This window comes from Cryobacterium zhongshanensis, from assembly GCF_022760445.1.
Classification (GTDB): Bacteria; Actinomycetota; Actinomycetes; order Actinomycetales; family Microbacteriaceae; genus Cryobacterium; species Cryobacterium algoricola.
In genome coordinates, this window is record NZ_JALGAR010000001.1 from 1,180,309 (window position 1) to 1,197,858 (window position 17,550).

15 protein-coding genes and 1 tRNA gene are annotated in these 17,550 nt (G+C 63.2%); 12 read left to right on the forward strand and 4 right to left on the reverse strand.

Annotated features, from left to right (window positions below; all coding sequences use genetic code 11):
• Positions 1 to 170: 170 nt before the first annotated feature.
• On the reverse strand, positions 171 to 809 hold the full coding sequence (locus tag MQH31_RS05335; protein WP_243011202.1) for an MBL fold metallo-hydrolase: 639 nt from the start codon (positions 807 to 809) through the stop codon (positions 171 to 173).
• Between the two features lie 138 nt (positions 810 to 947).
• Between MQH31_RS05335 and MQH31_RS05340 the strand changes: the two genes are divergently transcribed.
• The 9 genes from MQH31_RS05340 (at position 948) to MQH31_RS05380 (ending at position 8,423) form a co-directional block, all read left to right on the forward strand.
• Positions 948 to 1,020: transfer RNA gene (locus MQH31_RS05340), tRNA-Glu, on the forward strand.
• Positions 1,021 to 1,777: 757 nt separating this feature from the next.
• Positions 1,778 to 2,374: a dihydrofolate reductase family protein gene (locus MQH31_RS05345; RefSeq protein WP_243011203.1), complete on the forward strand. Its 597-nt coding sequence runs from the start codon at positions 1,778 to 1,780 to the stop codon at positions 2,372 to 2,374.
• Positions 2,375 to 2,391: 17 nt separating this feature from the next.
• The gene (locus tag MQH31_RS05350) at positions 2,392 to 2,571 is read left to right on the forward strand and encodes a YciI family protein (RefSeq protein ID WP_134532441.1); all 180 of its coding nucleotides are present in this window, start codon (positions 2,392 to 2,394) and stop codon (positions 2,569 to 2,571) included.
• Positions 2,572 to 2,840: 269 nt separating this feature from the next.
• A complete protein-coding gene (locus MQH31_RS05355; protein ID WP_243011204.1) occupies positions 2,841 to 3,191 on the forward strand; it encodes a hypothetical protein in 351 nt (116 codons plus the stop codon).
• A gap of 221 nt (positions 3,192 to 3,412) precedes the next feature.
• Entirely contained in the window at positions 3,413 to 4,105 is a 693-nt protein-coding gene (locus MQH31_RS05360) for a GAF and ANTAR domain-containing protein (RefSeq protein WP_166792519.1), read from the forward strand.
• Positions 4,098 to 4,811: a GAF and ANTAR domain-containing protein gene (locus MQH31_RS05365; RefSeq protein WP_243011205.1), complete on the forward strand. Its 714-nt coding sequence runs from the start codon at positions 4,098 to 4,100 to the stop codon at positions 4,809 to 4,811. The genes MQH31_RS05360 and MQH31_RS05365 overlap by 8 nt, the downstream gene beginning before the upstream one ends.
• Positions 4,812 to 5,140: 329 nt before the next feature.
• Complete coding sequence (locus MQH31_RS05370; protein ID WP_243011679.1) at positions 5,141 to 6,412, forward strand: quaternary amine ABC transporter ATP-binding protein; 1,272 nt, start codon at positions 5,141 to 5,143, stop codon at positions 6,410 to 6,412.
• Positions 6,409 to 7,350 carry an ABC transporter permease gene (locus MQH31_RS05375; RefSeq protein ID WP_243011206.1) on the forward strand — a complete coding sequence of 314 codons (942 nt, stop codon included), beginning with the start codon at positions 6,409 to 6,411 and terminating at the stop codon, positions 7,348 to 7,350. The genes MQH31_RS05370 and MQH31_RS05375 overlap by 4 nt, the downstream gene beginning before the upstream one ends.
• 179 nt (positions 7,351 to 7,529) lie before the next feature.
• Entirely contained in the window at positions 7,530 to 8,423 is an 894-nt protein-coding gene (locus tag MQH31_RS05380; protein ID WP_243011207.1) for a glycine betaine ABC transporter substrate-binding protein, read from the forward strand.
• Between the two features lie 58 nt (positions 8,424 to 8,481).
• Here MQH31_RS05380 and MQH31_RS05385 read toward each other — a convergent pair whose 3' ends face one another.
• Both MQH31_RS05385 and MQH31_RS05390 read right to left on the reverse strand, forming a co-directional pair.
• Positions 8,482 to 9,816, reverse strand: a complete 1,335-nt coding sequence (locus MQH31_RS05385) for an APC family permease (RefSeq protein WP_243011208.1) — start codon at positions 9,814 to 9,816, stop codon at positions 8,482 to 8,484.
• A gap of 78 nt (positions 9,817 to 9,894) precedes the next feature.
• Complete coding sequence (locus tag MQH31_RS05390) at positions 9,895 to 11,682, reverse strand: chloride channel protein (protein ID WP_308196422.1); 1,788 nt, start codon at positions 11,680 to 11,682, stop codon at positions 9,895 to 9,897.
• An 83-nt stretch (positions 11,683 to 11,765) separates the two neighbouring features.
• On the opposite strand from MQH31_RS05390, the gene MQH31_RS05395 reads away from it, so the two are divergent.
• From MQH31_RS05395 to MQH31_RS05405, 3 genes are read left to right on the forward strand one after another with little or no spacing between them, the layout of a single operon-like run.
• Entirely contained in the window at positions 11,766 to 12,239 is a 474-nt protein-coding gene (locus tag MQH31_RS05395) for a MarR family winged helix-turn-helix transcriptional regulator (protein ID WP_243011209.1), read from the forward strand.
• Between the two features lie 52 nt (positions 12,240 to 12,291).
• The gene (locus MQH31_RS05400) at positions 12,292 to 13,281 is read left to right on the forward strand and encodes a cytochrome c oxidase assembly protein (protein ID WP_243011210.1); all 990 of its coding nucleotides are present in this window, start codon (positions 12,292 to 12,294) and stop codon (positions 13,279 to 13,281) included.
• Between the two features lie 28 nt (positions 13,282 to 13,309).
• Complete coding sequence (locus MQH31_RS05405) at positions 13,310 to 15,859, forward strand: transglycosylase domain-containing protein (RefSeq protein WP_243011211.1); 2,550 nt, start codon at positions 13,310 to 13,312, stop codon at positions 15,857 to 15,859.
• 79 nt (positions 15,860 to 15,938) lie between these two features.
• Here MQH31_RS05405 and MQH31_RS05410 read toward each other — a convergent pair whose 3' ends face one another.
• Entirely contained in the window at positions 15,939 to 17,534 is a 1,596-nt protein-coding gene (locus MQH31_RS05410; RefSeq protein WP_243011212.1) for a bifunctional aspartate transaminase/aspartate 4-decarboxylase, read from the reverse strand.
• Positions 17,535 to 17,550 lie beyond the last annotated feature (16 nt).

Genomic DNA, 17,550 nt, shown 5'->3' on the forward strand with positions numbered 1-17,550 from the left:
GGCCAGCGGATGCTGGCGATAACGGTGCGCAGACAATAAATTCACAGTAGTTGCACATTCACGGCGCTCGCTGGGAGAGGACTGGGAACCAGCCGACGTTTACATCCCAGTCATCCCAGCGTACGACGCGCATTTCGGGTGCCGCACCGGCGGATGCCGGACTGCCCGGTTCAGAGGTCGAGGGACTCGTTCGGTTCGAGGGCGAAGAACTCGCCGCCGGCCTGTTCGGTCGCTGCGGCGATGCGCAGATTGGAGAGGTCCTTGCCCGCCCTCGACAGCAGCATTTCGTGGGTCGGAAAGGTGCGGCGCGGCTTCACGGCGAGCACATAGTCGATCACTTCACTGATCTTCAACCAGGGTGCGCCGGCCGGAACGGCGAGCGTGTCGACAGCCACCCCTGCCGGGACCGTGAAGGCGTCGCCGGCGTAATACAGCCGGTCGTTGACGAGGACGCCGACGTTGTCGATCACGGGGATCGACGAGTGGATGACGGCGTGCGTGCTCCCGAAGAAGCGCAGGGTGAACTCGCCGACCGTGACGGTGTCGCCCTCATGGACGACCTCGACGGGGTAGCCCTGTGCTGCGGCGGCAACCCCGGCCGGACCTAAGATCCGCACGTCGGGGCTGAGGGCGATGATGCGGTCGAGTTGTTCGGGAGTCCAGTGGTCGGGATGCTCGTGGGTGATGACGATTACATCCGCCCTCGCCGTGTCAGTCAATGCCGTCGTGTACGAACCCGGATCGATGAAGAGCTTGCGTCCCGCTACCTCGACGATCAGGGCCGCGTGCTCGAGCTTGGTCAGTTTCATGTCGGGTCCGTTCTCTCGGGTGTCTGGACCGAGCTAATACCCAGATGACTGCGTGATGCAAGCCGACGACGTGCCGTGTCGTCCGCTCGGTTTGGAGCGGACCCGATCCGTGTGGCATACTCGGTAAGTTGCAAAAACGGCCCCATCGTTTAGCGGCCTAGGACATCGCCCTCTCACGGCGGTAACGCGGGTTCGAATCCCGCTGGGGTCACAATTGCCCGGTTCCCTTGAAAATAAAGGGAACCGGGCGTTCTTGTTTAAGCGCCCCAGAGTGCTCGTTTTCGGGTTTCGGCAACATCCGATTTCGCGACCTGACTTTCGCGAGCGGTCTATGCCTGGCGAGCCCATGTCTCACGAGACGGAACAGGTTCCCACTTCCAGGCCGCGGGAGCCCCGGCATCGACCGTCTTGTAGATCGGAGCTGCGCGGATACAAAGTCCCCAGAATTTGACTTGACCGCAGTCAGCGCAATCCAAGAAGCTCACTATCGTGTACCTCAATTCGGATCGAGCAAGGTCGATCATGTCTTCCAACGCGACATCTCCCCGGAGGTACCGCATGCGACCCTCGGCAACCCGATCCGCTAATTCAGCGGTCGTGCCGAGAACGTCAACGTTGTGCGGTGGAGGTCCGGCGGTATGTCTCAATGCCGATTCACAGGTGTCGCACGTTGCGTTCATCCCTCCACCCTAAGCAGCCCCGGTCGTGCACAGAAGTTGATCCCCTTCCCGGAACCCCAATGGGCCGTTCAGAGTTCGAGAGTCCCGCAAGCCGTTCCCTTCTGACACAGCGTCGGCGCGCTCGCCTCGTATTTTTCGAGTACATTCACCTGGATCGAGGCGGAGCCGACGCTTCCCATCAAGTTTGGTACTTCCGGAGAATTCCAAGCAGAACTGTCGAATTGGATCGGACGCATTCGTTGCAGTAGTGAGGCCGCCCACCAGGGGTGGCGCGAAGGGAGTAGCACCATGAAACTCACCATCAGCCTGCAAGTCACCCTGGATGGCGTCGCTCAGGCGAACGGCGGGAACAACGAGGAGATGGACCCCGGATTCACTCGCGGCGGCTGGGCGCGTGCGTTCGGTGATAAGGATGCCGCGCAATACATCCTCGATACCTGGCGGCGCCCGGATGCGTTCTTGCTTGGCCGAAGGACATTCGGCCTGTTCGAGACGTACTGGGGCACCCGAAGCAACGATGGTGGGTTCGGGGAGGCGATCAGCTCGAAGCCGAAGTACGTGGTCTCGAACACCCTGACCAATCCGGCCTGGGAGCACACGACGGTGATCTCGGGTGACGTCGCCGCCGAGATTCGCGAGCTCACGGCCCAGCCGGCTGGCGAGCTCCTCGTGGTCGGGAGTGCGGCGCTCGCCCGCTGGCTCCTCGAGAACGAACTTGTGGATGAGTTGAACCTCGTCCTGTTCCCGGTGATCGTCGGGGAGGGCGAGCGGCTCTTCCCGCAGAACGGCTTGGACTTCGGACTGCACTTGGAGGATTCGGTGGTGTTCGGCACCGGTATCGTTGCGCTCACCTACCGCGTGGGCGGCCGCCCCGTGTACGCCTGAGCGAGAGGACCGACACTATGCAGTACTTGATCAATGTCATCGACGACCGAAGCGAGTCCGGCACCGTGGAGGAGGCGGCCGCGATCGACGCATTCAACGAGAAGCTGGTCGCCGGCGGGCACTGGGTGTTCGCGGCCGGCCTGGCCGACCCGTCGGCGTCGACCGTCATCGATGGCCGCGGAGACGATCCTGTGTGAGCGCTCACTGCGGATCGCAGAGCAAGGTTGAAAAAAGGGCGCGAAATGGGCGCACAGCCAAAATGGCAAAATTTTGGCAACACTCTTTTGAGAACAACGTGGATTTAAGCGCCCGAGAAGGCCCGTTTTCGGGTTTTGGCAACATCTCGGCAGCATCCGATTTACGGGCCATCTGATCGAGAGCCGTCGCAATACTGTCCGGTGCCACCAGTGCAGCACGGGCGCGCAAGGTCCTTGTGCCCGACGGGGAACGAGTTCAGCGTGGACGCATGAGACGAATTACGTTCGGTGGCGCCTCGTTCTTGACGGCAGATCGAATCGGTGACGCGCTCGTTGCCCTCTTGGTCGTCCTCAACGTCAAGAACAGCGCCGCGGTCGCGCGCATCCCGGTCGTGCTCATCGACGGCACGAGCGTAACTGCGACATTGCTCCTCGCACCGGCCAGCCCTTTCATGTCCATTCCAGAAGAATCAGCGTGGCCTGAACCCGATGCGTCGGAAACCGTCAAGCACCTCGCGAATCTCGAAGTGCTGGCTTCCGCTCCGAGCCAGACCGAGTACCTGGAAACGATCGCAGTCCCGGACTACGAATGGAGTGACCCGGACCTGAACGATCTCTGACGATGCCGAATTGGGTGCCCGAATGCAAACGGTCTGTCTCCCTGGGGTAGCCAACGGAGATCGGGATCGTGACGATGCGAATCCGGTTGTACCGATGGATGCTATTCCGACGTCGATGGAGTAGCTTGCGGATATGCAGCGGAGGCGTGTGAATCAGGTAGGCAGCAGGAATCGAGGGTGCGATGTCAATGCCTGACCGATTAGCCGCGACAGAGGACTCGTTGAACGCTCTGACGGGGCACGAATCGCGCCTGTTTGAGCCCCTCCTGGCTCTGTTGCCCGTCGATGGGCTGTCCATCTCCACGTTCGGCCACATTCTCGCCGCTGAAACAATTTCCGCGAGCGACGCGCAATCATTCCGGCTCGACGAGCTCCAATTCGATCTTGGTGAGGGCCCGTGCTGGGACGCGCTGGAGACCGCGAAGCCCGTCCTGGAGCCGGACATTCGTGAACGGCCCAACCACGTGTGGCCGGCCTTTTCGGAAGCAATCATCGCCGAAAACTTCGGTGCGCTCTTCGCCTTTCCCTTGATGCTGGGCCCGCTGCGCATCGGGGCGATCGACCTCTACACGAATCAGCCCTATCGACTCGGCGAGCAAGACATCCAGCACGTCGAGATCCTCGCAACCGTGGTCAGCCGGATGGTTCTCAATCGAGCACTCCGACTGTCCGAGAGCGACCTCGTGGGCGAGGCCGACACGGCCACCCGGCGGGCATTCTCTCGCCGAGAAATCCATCAAGCAACGGGTATGGTCCTGGCGCAACTGGGCATCCCCGCAGCGGATGCCTTCCTTGTAATCCAAGGCCATGCATTCGCCGCCGGACGATCCATGCTCGACATCTCAAGCGAGATCATCGACCGGCGATTGAGCTTTGCCGTGAACGAACAGCAGATCGAAGGGTCTCATGATTGACAGCACCCGAGAAGATCGCTTGATCGACACGTTCGCGACCCTCGCCGACACCCTCGTCGCCGACTATGACGTGGTCGATCTCTTGCAGACACTGGTTGAAAGGTGCGCGGATGTTTTCGACATCGCGGCGGCGGGAATTCTCCTGGCCGATGCCGACGGCGAGTTGGAGGTGATCGCCTCGACAAGTGAGGCGAGCAGGCTGGTCGAGGTCATGCAATTGAGCGCCCGGGCGGGCCCCTGCGTGGAATCCTTCACGTCCGGCTCTGTCGTGTCTCTGCCGGACGTCGAGGACAGCCCGCCCGAGTGGCAACGTTTTCGGGACAGTGCACGCGAGCAGGGTTTCGCCGCCGTCTTCGCTATCCCGCTGCGGTTGCGCGAGACGACAATCGGTGCGCTCAACCTGCTGTCCAGCGTTCCCGGCGCCTTGCCGACCCAAGACGTTCGTGCCGCGCAGGCCCTGGCCGATGTCGCGACGATCGGAATCCTTCAGGAACGCACGCTCCGGGAAAGCATGTCCGTCCGCGAACAGCTCACCAACGCATTGACGTCCCGGGTGGTGATCGAACAGGCCAAAGGCGTGCTTGCGCACTCTCGCGGCATCTCGATGGAGGAAGCATTCACCCTGCTCCGGACGTACGCCCGCACCAACCGTCTACTGCTGTCCCGAGTGGCCCAAGGCCTTGTCGAACAAACCCTGGTGATCTGAGGGCCCCCGCTTGAGGGTGTACGCTACTGGAAGCAATTAATACCCCTCATCAGGACGCGAGCGCGCAGCCCCCAGCATGACTGGAAGAGCCGCGGTCGTATGGTGGGGCCAGACGGATGTGACCCCATGGTCGCTCCAGCTCACGCCGCTCAACGGTGTCAGGGCCGGTCTAGGCCCACCCGCCCGATACAGCGAGCCCCGTCCAGTCGGCTGTGAAGCCGGTTTTGTCGTCGTGCTCCGGAGAATCCGTGACCCAGATCGTTGCCGAATACGCGCAGGAATCCGCCGCCTCGGCGGAGCGCACAGCCTCGACATCCCGAGCACCTGAAATCGCCGTCAAGGCAGACCACCTGTACAAGGCGTTCGGTCGTCGACCACACGACATCGTCAAGAAACTCGAAGGCGGCGCGAGCCGGGAAGACCTTGCGCATCTCGGAACAGCCGCCGTGATCGACGCCTCCTTCGAAGTGCAGCGCGGCGAGATCTTCGTGGTGATGGGATTGTCCGGTTCGGGCAAGTCCACTCTGATTCGGATGCTCAACGGCCTGCTCGAAGCGACCTCCGGGACGGTGACTGTCGGTGACACCCGGATCACCGGACTCCCGGCCGCCAAGCTGCGCGACGTCCGTCGCAAGAGCGTGTCCATGGTCTTCCAGCACTTCGCCCTGCTGCCTCACCGCAGCGTGATCGACAACGTGGCGTACGGCCTCGAAGTTCAGGGCATGCCTCGCGTGGAGCGCCTCGCAAAGGCCCGCACCATCATCCGCCTGGTCGGCTTGGACGGTTGGGCAGACAGCATGCCGTCCGAGTTGTCCGGCGGAATGCAGCAGCGGGTCGGCCTCGGCCGGGCGCTCGCCGCCGATACCGACGTGCTCCTGATGGACGAGGCGTTCTCGGCACTCGACCCGCTGATCCGCCGGGAAATGCAGGAACAGCTCATCGAACTGCAGGCCGAACTCGGCAAGACCATCATCTTCATCACCCACGACCTCAACGAGGCCATGTTCCTCGGGGATCGGATAGCGGTCATGCGCGACGGTCGCATCGTGCAGATCGGTACCCCCGAAGACATCCTCACCGACCCGGCGAACGACTACGTCGCCCAGTTCGTTCAGGACGTCGACCGGGCGCGGGTGCTCACGGCCGGGAGCGTGATGGAGCCGGTGCGATCCATGGTGACCGTGAACTCCGGGCCGCGCGCCGCCCTTCGCACGATGCGCGACCTGCAGACCTCCGCGACATTCGTGGTCGGGCGCGACCTCGGATTCGTCGGGGTCGTGCGTGACCGGGACGTACTCAAACAGGTCAAGGCCAACCACCCCGACCTTCGCCCCATCATCAAGGAGGCAACGGCCGTTTCCGCAGATACCGCCCTGGTCGACCTCGTCGAGCTTGCGGTCGAAAGCGACCTGCCGATCGCCGTCGTCGATGCGCGCAACCGTCTGCTCGGCGTCATCCCGCGGGTGACCCTGCTTGCCGCTCTCGGTAACGTCACCACCACGACGGGGGAGTTGCCGATCACGGAACCGCCATCGACCATTTCGCTCAGCGTGATCACCGAAACCCTGCGCGAAACCGCCTCGGAAGGAGCGCAGCTGTGAACGACTTCCGCATCCCGCTCGGTAGCTGGGCCGACGACTTCATCAACTTCATCACCAGCAATTTCAGTTTCCTCTTCGATTTTGTGCGCACCGTCTTCAATGGCGCCTATGAGTTCGTCGACCTCGTCCTTGCCTCCCCGCCGTTCTGGGTGATCATCCTCGTGGCCGCTGCACTGGGACTGATGGTCCGCGGCTGGAAATTCGCGGTGGGCGCTGTCATCGGCCTCATCGTCATCGTGGGTGTTGACCAGTGGCAGAACGCCATGGACTCGCTCGCCCTGGTGCTCGTCGCGAGCATTCTGGCCATCCTCGTCAGCATTCCCCTGGGCATCCTGGCCGCCAAGTCGGACGTAGGATCCAAGATCATCCGGCCGATTCTCGACTTCATGCAGACCATGCCTGCGTTCGTCTACCTGATTCCCGCGCTGATCCTCTTCCGGGTGGGAGTCGTGCCCGGCATTGTGGCAACGATCATCTTCGCGATGGCTCCGGGTGTCCGCCTGACCGAGCTCGGCATCCGCAGCGTCGATCGTGAGGTCGTCGAGGCGGGCGAGGCATTCGGTGCGTCGCCGGCGAGGATACTCCGTCAGATCCAGCTGCCATTGGCGATGCCCACGGTCATGGCCGGTATCAATCAGGTCATCATGCTCTCCCTCTCGATGGTCGTCATCGCCGGAATGGTCGGCGCGGGCGGTCTCGGCCAGCAGGTCGTGGCGAGCCTCAGCCGGATCGACGTGTCGCTCGGCTTCGAAGCTGGCCTGGCCGTCGTGATCCTCGCGATCTTCCTCGACCGGATGACCGCCTCCCTCGGCACGGGAAGCACCCCGATCGGCCGGCTCCTGGCAGGGCGCAAGCACCGTCGGCAGGTCGCCGCGGCTGCTGACGGAAGCGCGATCAGCGCGCCCGTCGCAGACCTGAAGACGCCGCAGCCCGCCTGAGTCTGACCGGCTCCGGGCGAGAGGACGTCCCCCTCGATGCCCGCCGGTCAAGTTCGTTCTGACCGGCACCTCCAAGACTCACGGAGACACCTGTCTCCGTGGCACGCCCGGCCGCCTCGGCGGCCGGTCACATCCGTCAACCCCGGTCACCCACAGCAGGTGACAAGACAGGAAGACACATGAAAAAGCGTTCCCTCAGCATCATCGCCCTCGGAGCCGTCGGGCTCCTCGCTTTCACGGGCTGCGCAGCAACGCCCGCGCAGACCGTCGGCAACGGCAACTCCGACAACAAAGACCTCACGATCGCCGTGTTCAACGGTTGGGACGAGGGTGTCGCGGCGTCCGAGCTCTGGAAAGCCATCCTGGACAAGCAGGGCTACAACGTCGAACTCGAGTACGCCGACGTCGCCGCGGTCTACGCGGGGCTGTCCACCGGCGACTACGACATGAACCTCGACGTCTGGCTTCCGAACACCCACGCCACCTACCTTAAGGAATACGGTGACAAGATCACCGAACTCGCGGCCTGGAACACCGAGGCGAAGAACACCATCGCCGTGAATGCGGATGCACCGATCAACTCGATCGCCGAACTGGCCGCGAACGCCGACCTGTTCGGCAACAAAATCGTGGGCATCGAACCGGGAGCCGGCCTGACCGAAGCGGTCACGAACAAGACGATTCCGACCTACGGACTCGAGAAGATGGACTACCAGACCTCGTCGACCGCCGCGATGCTCACCGAGCTCACGGCAGCAGCGAAGACCGGCGAGAACATCGCCGTGACCCTCTGGGAGCCGCACTGGGCGTATGGCTCCTTCGACCTGAAGAACCTCGAAGACCCCGAGGGCACCCTCGGCGCCGCGGAGACCCTCCACGCCTACGGCAAGAAGGACTTCGGCACTGACTTCCCGCAGGCCACGAAATGGCTCTCCGGGTACAAGATGGACCTAGATCAGCTGTACTCGCTCGAGACCGCGATGTTCGTTGACTATGACGGCCAGGACTACGGCCCCATCGTCGCAAAGTGGATCGCCGACAACCAGGACTACGTGGACTCGCTCACCAAGTAAGCCGCTGTTATGACGAACGGCCCGTGCTTCGGCATGGGCCGTTCGTGCGTTCCGGTGCTCAGGGCCGGGGATCGCCGTCGCCATCGGCGTGATCGGAGGTGTCCATGCGGATTCCCTCGGGGCGTCCTGCGCGCGCCCAAACGAGGTAAAGGATGGCCGACACCAGCAGTGACGCGGCGAGGCTCACCAGCGGCAGGACGCGAGCGAGGTTCACGATGAGTGTGAACGCCACGGTCGCCGCGCCGACGAGGTTCAGTACGAGGGAAGCCGGATGCCGGTCCCGGTGGGAGAACCTGGCCATGGCAAGCAGGCCGCCCAGGAAGCTGAGGAAGACGGACACCGCGTAGTAGAGGACGAGGGTCTGATCATCGCCGCCCGCGAGTACAGTCACCACCACAGCGAGCACTCCGAACAGTGCCACTCCCCAGACAGGGGCATGGCGGGCGTTCGTGCGGTCGAGCACGGCAGGCAGAATCCCGACCCGGCGACCGTCGGGACCGGTGTGGCGTGCGAGAGCCTTCAGCATCCCGGGTCCTGCCTGGAACGACGAGCTGGCCGCGGCGACAAGCAGGAGGGCAGTGGTGAATTGAAACGCAGCAAACAGGGGTTCCGGGGCAGCCAGGCGCGCAAGTTCTGCGATCTGGGTGGTGTCGGCGCCGGGGACTCCGATGTGCAAGTGCACCACCTCCAGTGCGACGCCGAGGGTCAACGTTCCAACGACGGCCAGGGTCAGCCAGAGCGTCACCCGACCGAATCGTCGGCGACCCCGGTCATTCAGCTCGCCGAGTTCGGCAATTGCGGTCGATGGCGCCTCCACTCCCGTGGCGAGCGCCATGGCAACCGGGAACGCCAGCACGACGGCCACAATCGGGACGTGGCCAGACGATGCCGGAGCGGCGGCGGCCTGCGGTGTTGCGCCGAGACCGAAGCACAGGACGACGACGGTCACAGCGATGAATGCAAGAGCCATCGCGGCGAAGACCAGGCGGCCGAGTTGCCCGAACAGAGTCAGCATTGCCACGGCGAGAATCAGGCCACACGCGAGAAGGAGTCGCCAGGGTGCCAGGTCAGGGAAATAGGCGATGAGCGCCGAGGCGCCTGCCGAGACGCTCACGGCAATGGTCAGTACGAAATCGACGACCAGGGCACCGATCGGGATAAATGACCAGGCATCCCCGAAGGCCTCACCGACAGCCGCGGAGGCTCCACCACCTTTGGGATACCGGAAAATGAGCTGCCGATAGTTCACGATGACCAGCGCGATGATGGCAACGACCAGGAGCATGGTTGGAACGAGGAGAGAAAGGTCGCCGTCCAGGGCGCGCAGCGCCGCTTCGACAGCGTACGCGACCGAAGAGACCGGGTCGGCCATCACGGAAAAGGCGAAGGCCATCAGCAGTAAGGTGCGAGATCGTGACGATAATCCGCCCGGGAGCTTCGACATCTTTCGACTTCCTCGATCGTCGCTGTGTCAGGGTCTGGCCGTCACCGTTCGGAGGACGGCATTGAGTGTGAGCCAGCCTCGGAGCATGCCGGTCGAGTCGACAACGGGCAGGCCATCGCTTTCGCTCGCCGCCAGAACCCGATCCAGAACGCTGTCCAGGGTATCGTCGGGGCTCGCGGCAGTGGGCGTCTCGATCAGGGCGCTGAGGGTGATCGCACTGCTGTCGTCATCGTTGCCCAGGGAGTCGGATATGGCAGCGACGGTCACGATCCCGATGAACGTTCCGTCGCTATGAAGAACCGGCAGGGCGCGTTTGCCGGAATCGATCAGGATCCGCGCTCCTGCGGCGGGGGTGAGCCGGGAACTCACCGGATCGGGAGCATCCGTCATGACTTCACGCACGAGCGTGGAATGCAGCAGGATGCCGCCGGGACCCCCATCGACGCTCACGCCGCGGCGACGAAGTTTGAGGGTGTAGATCGTGTCCCTGCTGAGCAATCGGGACACGCCCGTCGCGATCACGATCGCGAGCAGCAGAGGAAGGATGATCGAATATTCCCCGGTCAGTTCGAACAGGATAATTGCTGCCGTGATCGGGGCCCGCGTGGCTCCGGCGAAGACTGCTCCCATACCGACCAAGGCAAACGTGCCGGTTTGACCGGCGAACACGGGAAACACCATGCCGGCGACGTCGCCGAACGCGGCACCGAGCATCGCTCCGATGAAGAGCGACGGTGCGAACACTCCTCCGGAGCCGCCGATGCCGATGGTCAGGCTCGTCGCCACGACCTTGCCGACGAGCAAGAGCGCAACGAAGCCCAGGGCATAGCCGCCCTGGACGCCCTTCTCCAAGACCGGGTAACCAACCCCGTACATCTGGGGCAGGGCAAACAGCACCAGACCGAGCACGAGGCCGCCGGCGACCGGCCTCAACCACTCCGGTTTGCCCCGCCAGGCCCAGTCGCAGAGGTCTTCCACGGCGTACAGGACCTTCGTGAACCCGACTCCGGTCAGGCCTGCCGCGAGTCCAAGCACGGCGAAGAGCGTGAACTCAGACGGGTTGACGATGGTGAACGTCGGCAGGCTCAGGAAGGGGTGATCGCCGAGGATCGAGCGGCCGACGATCGATGCGGTCACTGAGGCCAGGACGACCACACCGAAGGAACGGGCGGCGAAATCCCTGAGCAGCAGTTCGAGGGCGAAAAAGACTCCGGCGATCGGAGCATTGAACGTGGCTGCGATCGCGCCTGCCGCGCCGCACGCGACGAGGGTTCTGAGCTGGGATTCGGGCAGCCGGACTGCCCGCCCCAGTGTGGACCCCAATGCTGACCCGATTTGAACGATAGGGCCCTCGCGCCCCACCGACCCGCCGGAACCGATGGTGATGGCCGAAGCGAGCGACTTGACGATCGCAACCTTGCCGGGAATCCGGCCGCCCCGTTTGGTGATGGCGTACATGACCTCTGGGACGCCATGCCCCCGGGCTTCCGGTGCGAATTTGTTCACCAAGGGGCCGTAGAGGAGACCGCCAATGGCCGGAGCGACGATCACGAATGCGCCCCCCAACCACGGAACCCAGGGATTGGCCGGATGGCCGACGGAGGCTGAGTAATCGACCGTTCCCGTGAAAATCAGAGTCGCGGTGGCCACCAGCCAACGGAACGCGACTGCGCCGAAACCGACACCTGCGCCGACCACGACGGACATGAACATGAGTCGTCCGGAGCCGGTGAGGATCCGGGTGAACCACGTGTGCAAGGGCTCCAACAACAGGGATCCAATTCGTCCCCGCAGGCTCAGAGTGGGCTGTGCCATCAAGGCTCCGTAATGTGTAATTAGACAATTGTTGTATGTGTGCAATAATCACGTTATCACTTGTCTGGAACGGGGTTTGACGGATGGATGCCTTCACTGCGGCCGACGCAAGGGTCGCGGACGCGACCCTTGCTGCCTCCCGCGCCTTGCTCGGCGTGGTTGCCCGATCGGTTGTGGCAACGCTTGACGTCGTCTCCCTGCCGCAGTTTCGGGTCCTGGTCATGCTCAGCTCGTCCGGTCCAACCCGGATGGGCGCTGTGGCGGAGCGAATGGGAGTCATCCCATCGACGTTCAGCCGCTTCATCGATCGCATGGTCGCCGGAGGCTGGGTGGAGAGGGCGGCCAGTCCCGACAGCCGGCGCGAGGTCCTCCTCGAACTCACCTCGAGTGGCCGGCGACTCGTCGACGACGTCACCGAATGCCGCCGAGCGGACATCTCCGCCATCCTGTCGATCATGACGCCGGATCAACGGACCGCACTTCAGCACGCACTGCAAGCATTCGCGGATGCGGCAGGTGAGCCCCAGGCCGCGGATTTGCTGACTCTTGGGCTCTGAACAGTTCCCTGTACCGGTTCCCACCCCGGGCGAAGGCGCGTCGCTGAGCAGTATGACGGGTTCCATGTGGATGCCGACGCAACCGCCGACACTTCCGAACCTGCTGGCCTGGCACCTTCAGCCAGTTCCCGTGCTGCCCACTCTCGGCCTTGTGATGGCAGTCCTGTATCTCTTCGCACTCTGGCATCTACACCGTTCCGGCATCCGCTGGCCCGTGCAGCGAACGGTGTGGTGGCTCCTCGGCGTCGCAACACTCATACTGATGACAGCCACGGGGCTGGATGGCTACGGAATGCAATTGTTCAGCGTACATATGGTCCAGCACATGACGCTCAGCATGTTCTCGCCGGTCCTGCTCGCGCTCGGTGCACCGGTAACTCTGCTGCTGCGGGTACTCCCGGCCAGGCACGGCGGCGGCTGGAACCTGCGCAAAGGACTCCTCGCGCTGTTGCACAGCCGGTTCGCTCAGTTCGTCACCCATCCGGGAGTCACGACAGGCCTGTTCCTGATGAGCCTGTATGGGCTCTATTTCACCCCGGTCTTCGACTCTCTGATGCGCACGATGTGGGGGCACAATCTGATGCTTGTGCACTTCCTCGTGATTGGAATGCTGTATTTCTGGGGGATCCTGGGTGTCGACCCTTCGCCACGGGAAGCGTCTCGAGGAGTTCGCAGGCTGGCTCCACCGGTGCTGGCAATCCTGGAATTGTTCATCACGGTTCCGTTCCATGCGTTCTTCGGCGTCGTCGTGATGATGTCGGTCGCCCCGATCGTGGCGTTTTACACTCACCCTGCCCCCGGCTGGAGTATTTCGCCGCTGGCGGACCAAGCGCTGGGCGGTGGGATCGCCTGGGGATTCACCGAACTGCCCACCCTGCTCGTCCTGGGCGCGCTGTTCCTCCGTTGGCAGAGTGCGGCTACGCGCCACGATCGAGTCGCCGATCGGAAAGCAGCACAAGACGGCGACGCCGAGCGCGTCGCATACAACTCCTATCTCGCCGCGATCGGCGCCAGGGACGATCGCAGTGAGACGGCGCCGTAGATATGTTCGCGACCAATCAAAGGACAGTGTGACGAAGAGCACCGAATCGACACCACCCCACACCGTTCGCGGAGCGCTCGGGCACCTCGTCGGCTTCATCGCGATAAGTGCCGTCGCGGGTGTCCTCGTGGCTGCCTCGGTGACTCCAGCTGTCGCCGTGTCTGGAATGGCGGCCACCAACGTCATCAACACGTTCGAAAACCTGCCGAGCTATCTCGCGATCGACCAGCTCTCTCAGAAGAGCAATATCTACGCCAAACACAGCGATGGCGCGCCCGTGCTCCTGGCGTCGTTCTACGACCAGAATCGCGTTGATGTCGGGTGGGGAGCGATCAGCCAATTCGCGAAAGACGCGGCTGTCGCCGGGGAGGACCCACGTTTCTATGAGCACGGCGGGATCGACCTTCAGGGGACCCTCCGCGCCGTGGTGAGAACGGCAACGGGCAGCGCCATCCAAGGTGGCTCCTCGATCACGCAACAGTACGTGAAGAACGTCCTCGTTCAGAGGTGCGAGGTTCTGGACGATGCGAACGCCATTGCTGACTGCTATCGGGCGGCGACGGAGACGACAGTTGACCGCAAGCTCAAGGAAATGCGGCTCGCCATCGGGTTGGAGAAGGTCTACTCCAAGAACGAAATCCTTGCTCACTACCTGAACATCACGGGATTCGGAGGGACCGTATACGGCATTGAAGCTGCGGCCAACTATTACTACAACTCGACCGCCGCGGCATTGACACTGCCGCAGGCGGCCAGCCTGGTCGCGATCGTGAACAATCCGGGAAAATTCCGGCTCGACACCCCGACCAGCGCAACCAACGGCGCAGCAAACGGATACGCCGACAACACGAGCCGGCGCAACTACATCCTCGACGAGATGCTCCGCCATGGCAAGATCACCCAGGGAGACCATGACGCCGCGATAGCAACGCCGGTGCAACCCACCATCACCGAGCCGAGCACCGGCTGCAAAACGGCCGGCGCCAACGCCTTCTTCTGCGACTACGTGACCAAACAGCTCTTACACGACCCCGCATTCGGCGCCGACGAAGACACCAGACTCCTCACCTTCCGGCGTGGCGGCTACAACGTCTACACCACACTGGACCTCGACGTGCAAAATGCAGCCGTCGCCACACTGGCCGCGAATGTGCCCACCACGTACCCCGGATGGGACGTGGGAGCCGTCGTCACGAGCGTCCAAGTCGGTACCGGACGCGTGCTCGCGATGGCGCAGAACAAGACCTTCAGTCAAGACCCCGACGTCCAGTCAACCGGTGCGAGCTCCACCGGAATCAACTACAACACCGATTACCAGGACGGCGGATCACATGGGTTCCAGCCAGGGTCGACCTACAAAGTTTTCACGCTGGCACAATGGCTGACAGAGGGGCATGCGCTCAGCGAGCGGGTCAATTCCCGACGCACGAGCAACTGGGGCACCTTCTCGGACAGCTGCCTGGGCCCGCAGACCTATCCCGGATGGAACCCGAAAAACGATTCCTCTGGCGAGACCGGAGCGCACTACAGCGCTCTCGAATCGACGATCGACTCCATCAACACGGGCTTCATCGGAATGGCCAAAGAGCTGGACCTGTGCGGCATACGTAAGAGAGCAGAGGCGTTCGACGTCCATCGTGCAGACGGGAACCCTCTGTTGCAAAGTGCTGCGACCGTGATCGGCACCAACGAGGTCGCACCGCTGACCATGGCGGCAGCCTTCGCCGGCATAGCGAACGACGGCACGACCTGCACCCCGGTCGCCATCGACAGCGTCACCGACGCGAATGGCGCCGACGTTCCCATTTCACCTTCCGTCTGTGCGCGGTCGGTGTCGCCTGCAGTGGCCGCAGGCATGACCTACGCAATGCATCGAGTCATGACAGGGGGCACCGCGTGGCAGTCCTATCGCGATACGACGCCACGAGTGCCGATGATCGGAAAGACCGGAACGACCGATGGCAACAAGGACACCTGGATGAGCGGAGCCAGCTCGAAAGTGGCGACGGTCGTCGGCGTGGTGAGCGTCACAGGGTCGGCCAACCAGCGCAATGTCTACTTCGACAGCGGTCAGGCTGCGACGGCCCGACATCGGATGTGGCCCGATGTCATGTCAGTCGCTAACGCGAAGTACGGCGGGGATGACTTTGCCGAGGCATCCACCGACACCCTCTATGGAACGCCGGTGTCCGTTCCCGACGTGCGTGGCCAATCGGCTGCGCGCGCAACGGCCGCCTTGGAGTCCGCTGGGTTCACGGTCGTGACCGGTCGGACCGCGGCGTCGGAGCTGGCGGCGGGAACGGTTGTCACCTCATCGCCGGCCGGCGGAACGAAGGCCCGTCCCGGCTCGACCATCACTCTTCACACGAGTGACGGGGCTCTGAAGTTGCTGCCGGATGTTGTCGGCCTGACGGAAGGAGCGGCCCGGACAAAGCTCAGCGCCTACGCCCCAGTCGTCGTCGATACGACCGTCGTTGACCCAAAACAGGTCGGAGTGGTCCTGTCCATGACTCCCGGTGCGGGAACCTCGATGCACTCGGGCGGTACTGTGACGCTCACGGTTGGGCGGCTCGGCTGACGCCTCGATCCGGTCATCGGGCGGATCCAGCGACTCGGAAGATCCGCCTGGGTGCCGTCGACCCTGGCGAATTATGTGGTCACGGCAGTGAGTGAGCGAACGCCTCGTGGTATTCATCGACGATGCGCCGGGTTGCCGCCCCGATCGCGCGGTATTCGTTGTCGGTGAGGTTGGCCAGAGAGACCCGGGCCGAGGTGTCTACCACTTCGAATCCCTTCCCTGGCAGTAGCACGACGCCGGTCTCGTCGGCGAGGCGGAAGAGGAACTCTGTTCCGAGGTCTTGCTTGATGAACCAGGCTTCGAACTCGGCGCCGTAGAGCTGTCCGCCGAGCTCCTGGAGGTCGATCAGTGTGTAGTAGTCCACGTCATCGGGTTCGAACCCCGCCGGCACGCCCATGCTTCGGTACAGCGTTTGGTAGCGCTGGCGGATGAGTTGCTTGGCGGCATTCTTGTACTGGCCGAGACGGTCCATCAACCCGTTCATGGCGAAGAGAGCCATCTGCAGTTGCTGAGGCGTTGACAACCCTGCGGTGTGGTTGAGAGCGACGGCACGGCTGTCGGCCACCAGCCTGTCGATGAACGCGAGTGTGCGGGGCTCGTCGGTCAGGGACGCATAACGCGCGTCCAAGCGGACCTTGTCGTTTTCGGGAAGTGCCGCCAGAAGCTCGTCGACGACGTTGGCGGTGTGCAGGGCAATCGTGCCCAGCCGCCAGCCGGTGGCCCCGAAGAACTTGGAGAACGAGTACACGCACAGTGTGTTGTGGGGACACCGGGCGAACAAGGAGACGAAGTCGTCGGCGAAGGTGCCGTAGACATCGTCCGTGATGATGATCAGATCGGGACGGCGTGTCGAGACGAGTTCGGCGAGCTGGTCGAGAACGGCCGTGGAGAGCTTGGACGAGGGTGGATTGCTCGGGTTCACGACACAGAAGACCTTGATGGCGGGGTCGAGCAGTTTGTCGAGTTCCTCCTGCGGAAGCTGCCAGTCCTGCGTTCGATCCATTCGGATGTCGACGACAGGAAGGCCGTATTCCGCCAGGGCAGGGATCTCGAGGTAAGGCGAGAAGATCGGGGTGGCGATGGCGATCTTGTCTCCGGGGTGCGTGAGGCCGTTGGCGGAGAGGCTCTGGAAGATGTAGGCCATCGCTGCGGTGCCGCCCTCGGTGGCGAAGAGTGAGAACTTTCCGTCGGAGGTGATCGGTCCGAACAGCTCCTGCTCGAGGTAAGCCTTGACGATCTCCTCGACGTGGCGCAGCATCCGTGGCGGCGTCGGGTAGGTGCAGCCGAGGAAGGCGCCGACCATTTCGAAGAGGAACTCCTCACGGTCGAGACCGAGCTGGTCCTTCACGTAGGAGATCGCCGCACGGATGAAAGTGACGCCCTGGCTGTTCTCCTGGTGGATGGCGAAGGCCTCGAAGCGCCCGACGATACCCTCCTGCTCCGGGAGGCCGCCGAAGCCGCTGTCCAGATAGGAGTATGAGCGTTGGGATTCGTTGAGGGCAAATTCGCCGAGGGTCAGGAATGCCCAACGGGGGAGAGTTGCCAGAAAGTTCGGATTTCCTCGACCGGCGTTCAACATCAGGCGTTGTGCGTCCGAAGAGGCTACGGAGATGAGTTTGTCTTTCAGCTCGAATGGGCTGAGACCGGCGAAGCTTGAATAGTCCTGCTTGGACATTGCGTTCCCTTTCCGG

Coding starts and splice junctions, on each gene's coding strand:
- MQH31_RS05335 (WP_243011202.1), bottom strand. CDS start 809: ATGAAACTGACCAAGCTCGAGCACGCGGCCCTGATCGTCGAGGTAGCG.
- MQH31_RS05345 (WP_243011203.1), top strand. CDS start 1,778: ATGAAACTCACCATCAGCCTGCAAGTCACCCTGGATGGCGTCGCTCAG.
- MQH31_RS05350 (WP_134532441.1), top strand. CDS start 2,392: ATGCAGTACTTGATCAATGTCATCGACGACCGAAGCGAGTCCGGCACC.
- MQH31_RS05355 (WP_243011204.1), top strand. CDS start 2,841: ATGAGACGAATTACGTTCGGTGGCGCCTCGTTCTTGACGGCAGATCGA.
- MQH31_RS05365 (WP_243011205.1), top strand. CDS start 4,098: ATGATTGACAGCACCCGAGAAGATCGCTTGATCGACACGTTCGCGACC.
- MQH31_RS05380 (WP_243011207.1), top strand. CDS start 7,530: ATGAAAAAGCGTTCCCTCAGCATCATCGCCCTCGGAGCCGTCGGGCTC.
- MQH31_RS05385 (WP_243011208.1), bottom strand. CDS start 9,816: ATGGCCTTCGCCTTTTCCGTGATGGCCGACCCGGTCTCTTCGGTCGCG.
- MQH31_RS05390 (WP_308196422.1), bottom strand. CDS start 11,682: ATGGCACAGCCCACTCTGAGCCTGCGGGGACGAATTGGATCCCTGTTG.
- MQH31_RS05395 (WP_243011209.1), top strand. CDS start 11,766: ATGGATGCCTTCACTGCGGCCGACGCAAGGGTCGCGGACGCGACCCTT.
- MQH31_RS05400 (WP_243011210.1), top strand. CDS start 12,292: ATGACGGGTTCCATGTGGATGCCGACGCAACCGCCGACACTTCCGAAC.
- MQH31_RS05410 (WP_243011212.1), bottom strand. CDS start 17,534: ATGTCCAAGCAGGACTATTCAAGCTTCGCCGGTCTCAGCCCATTCGAG.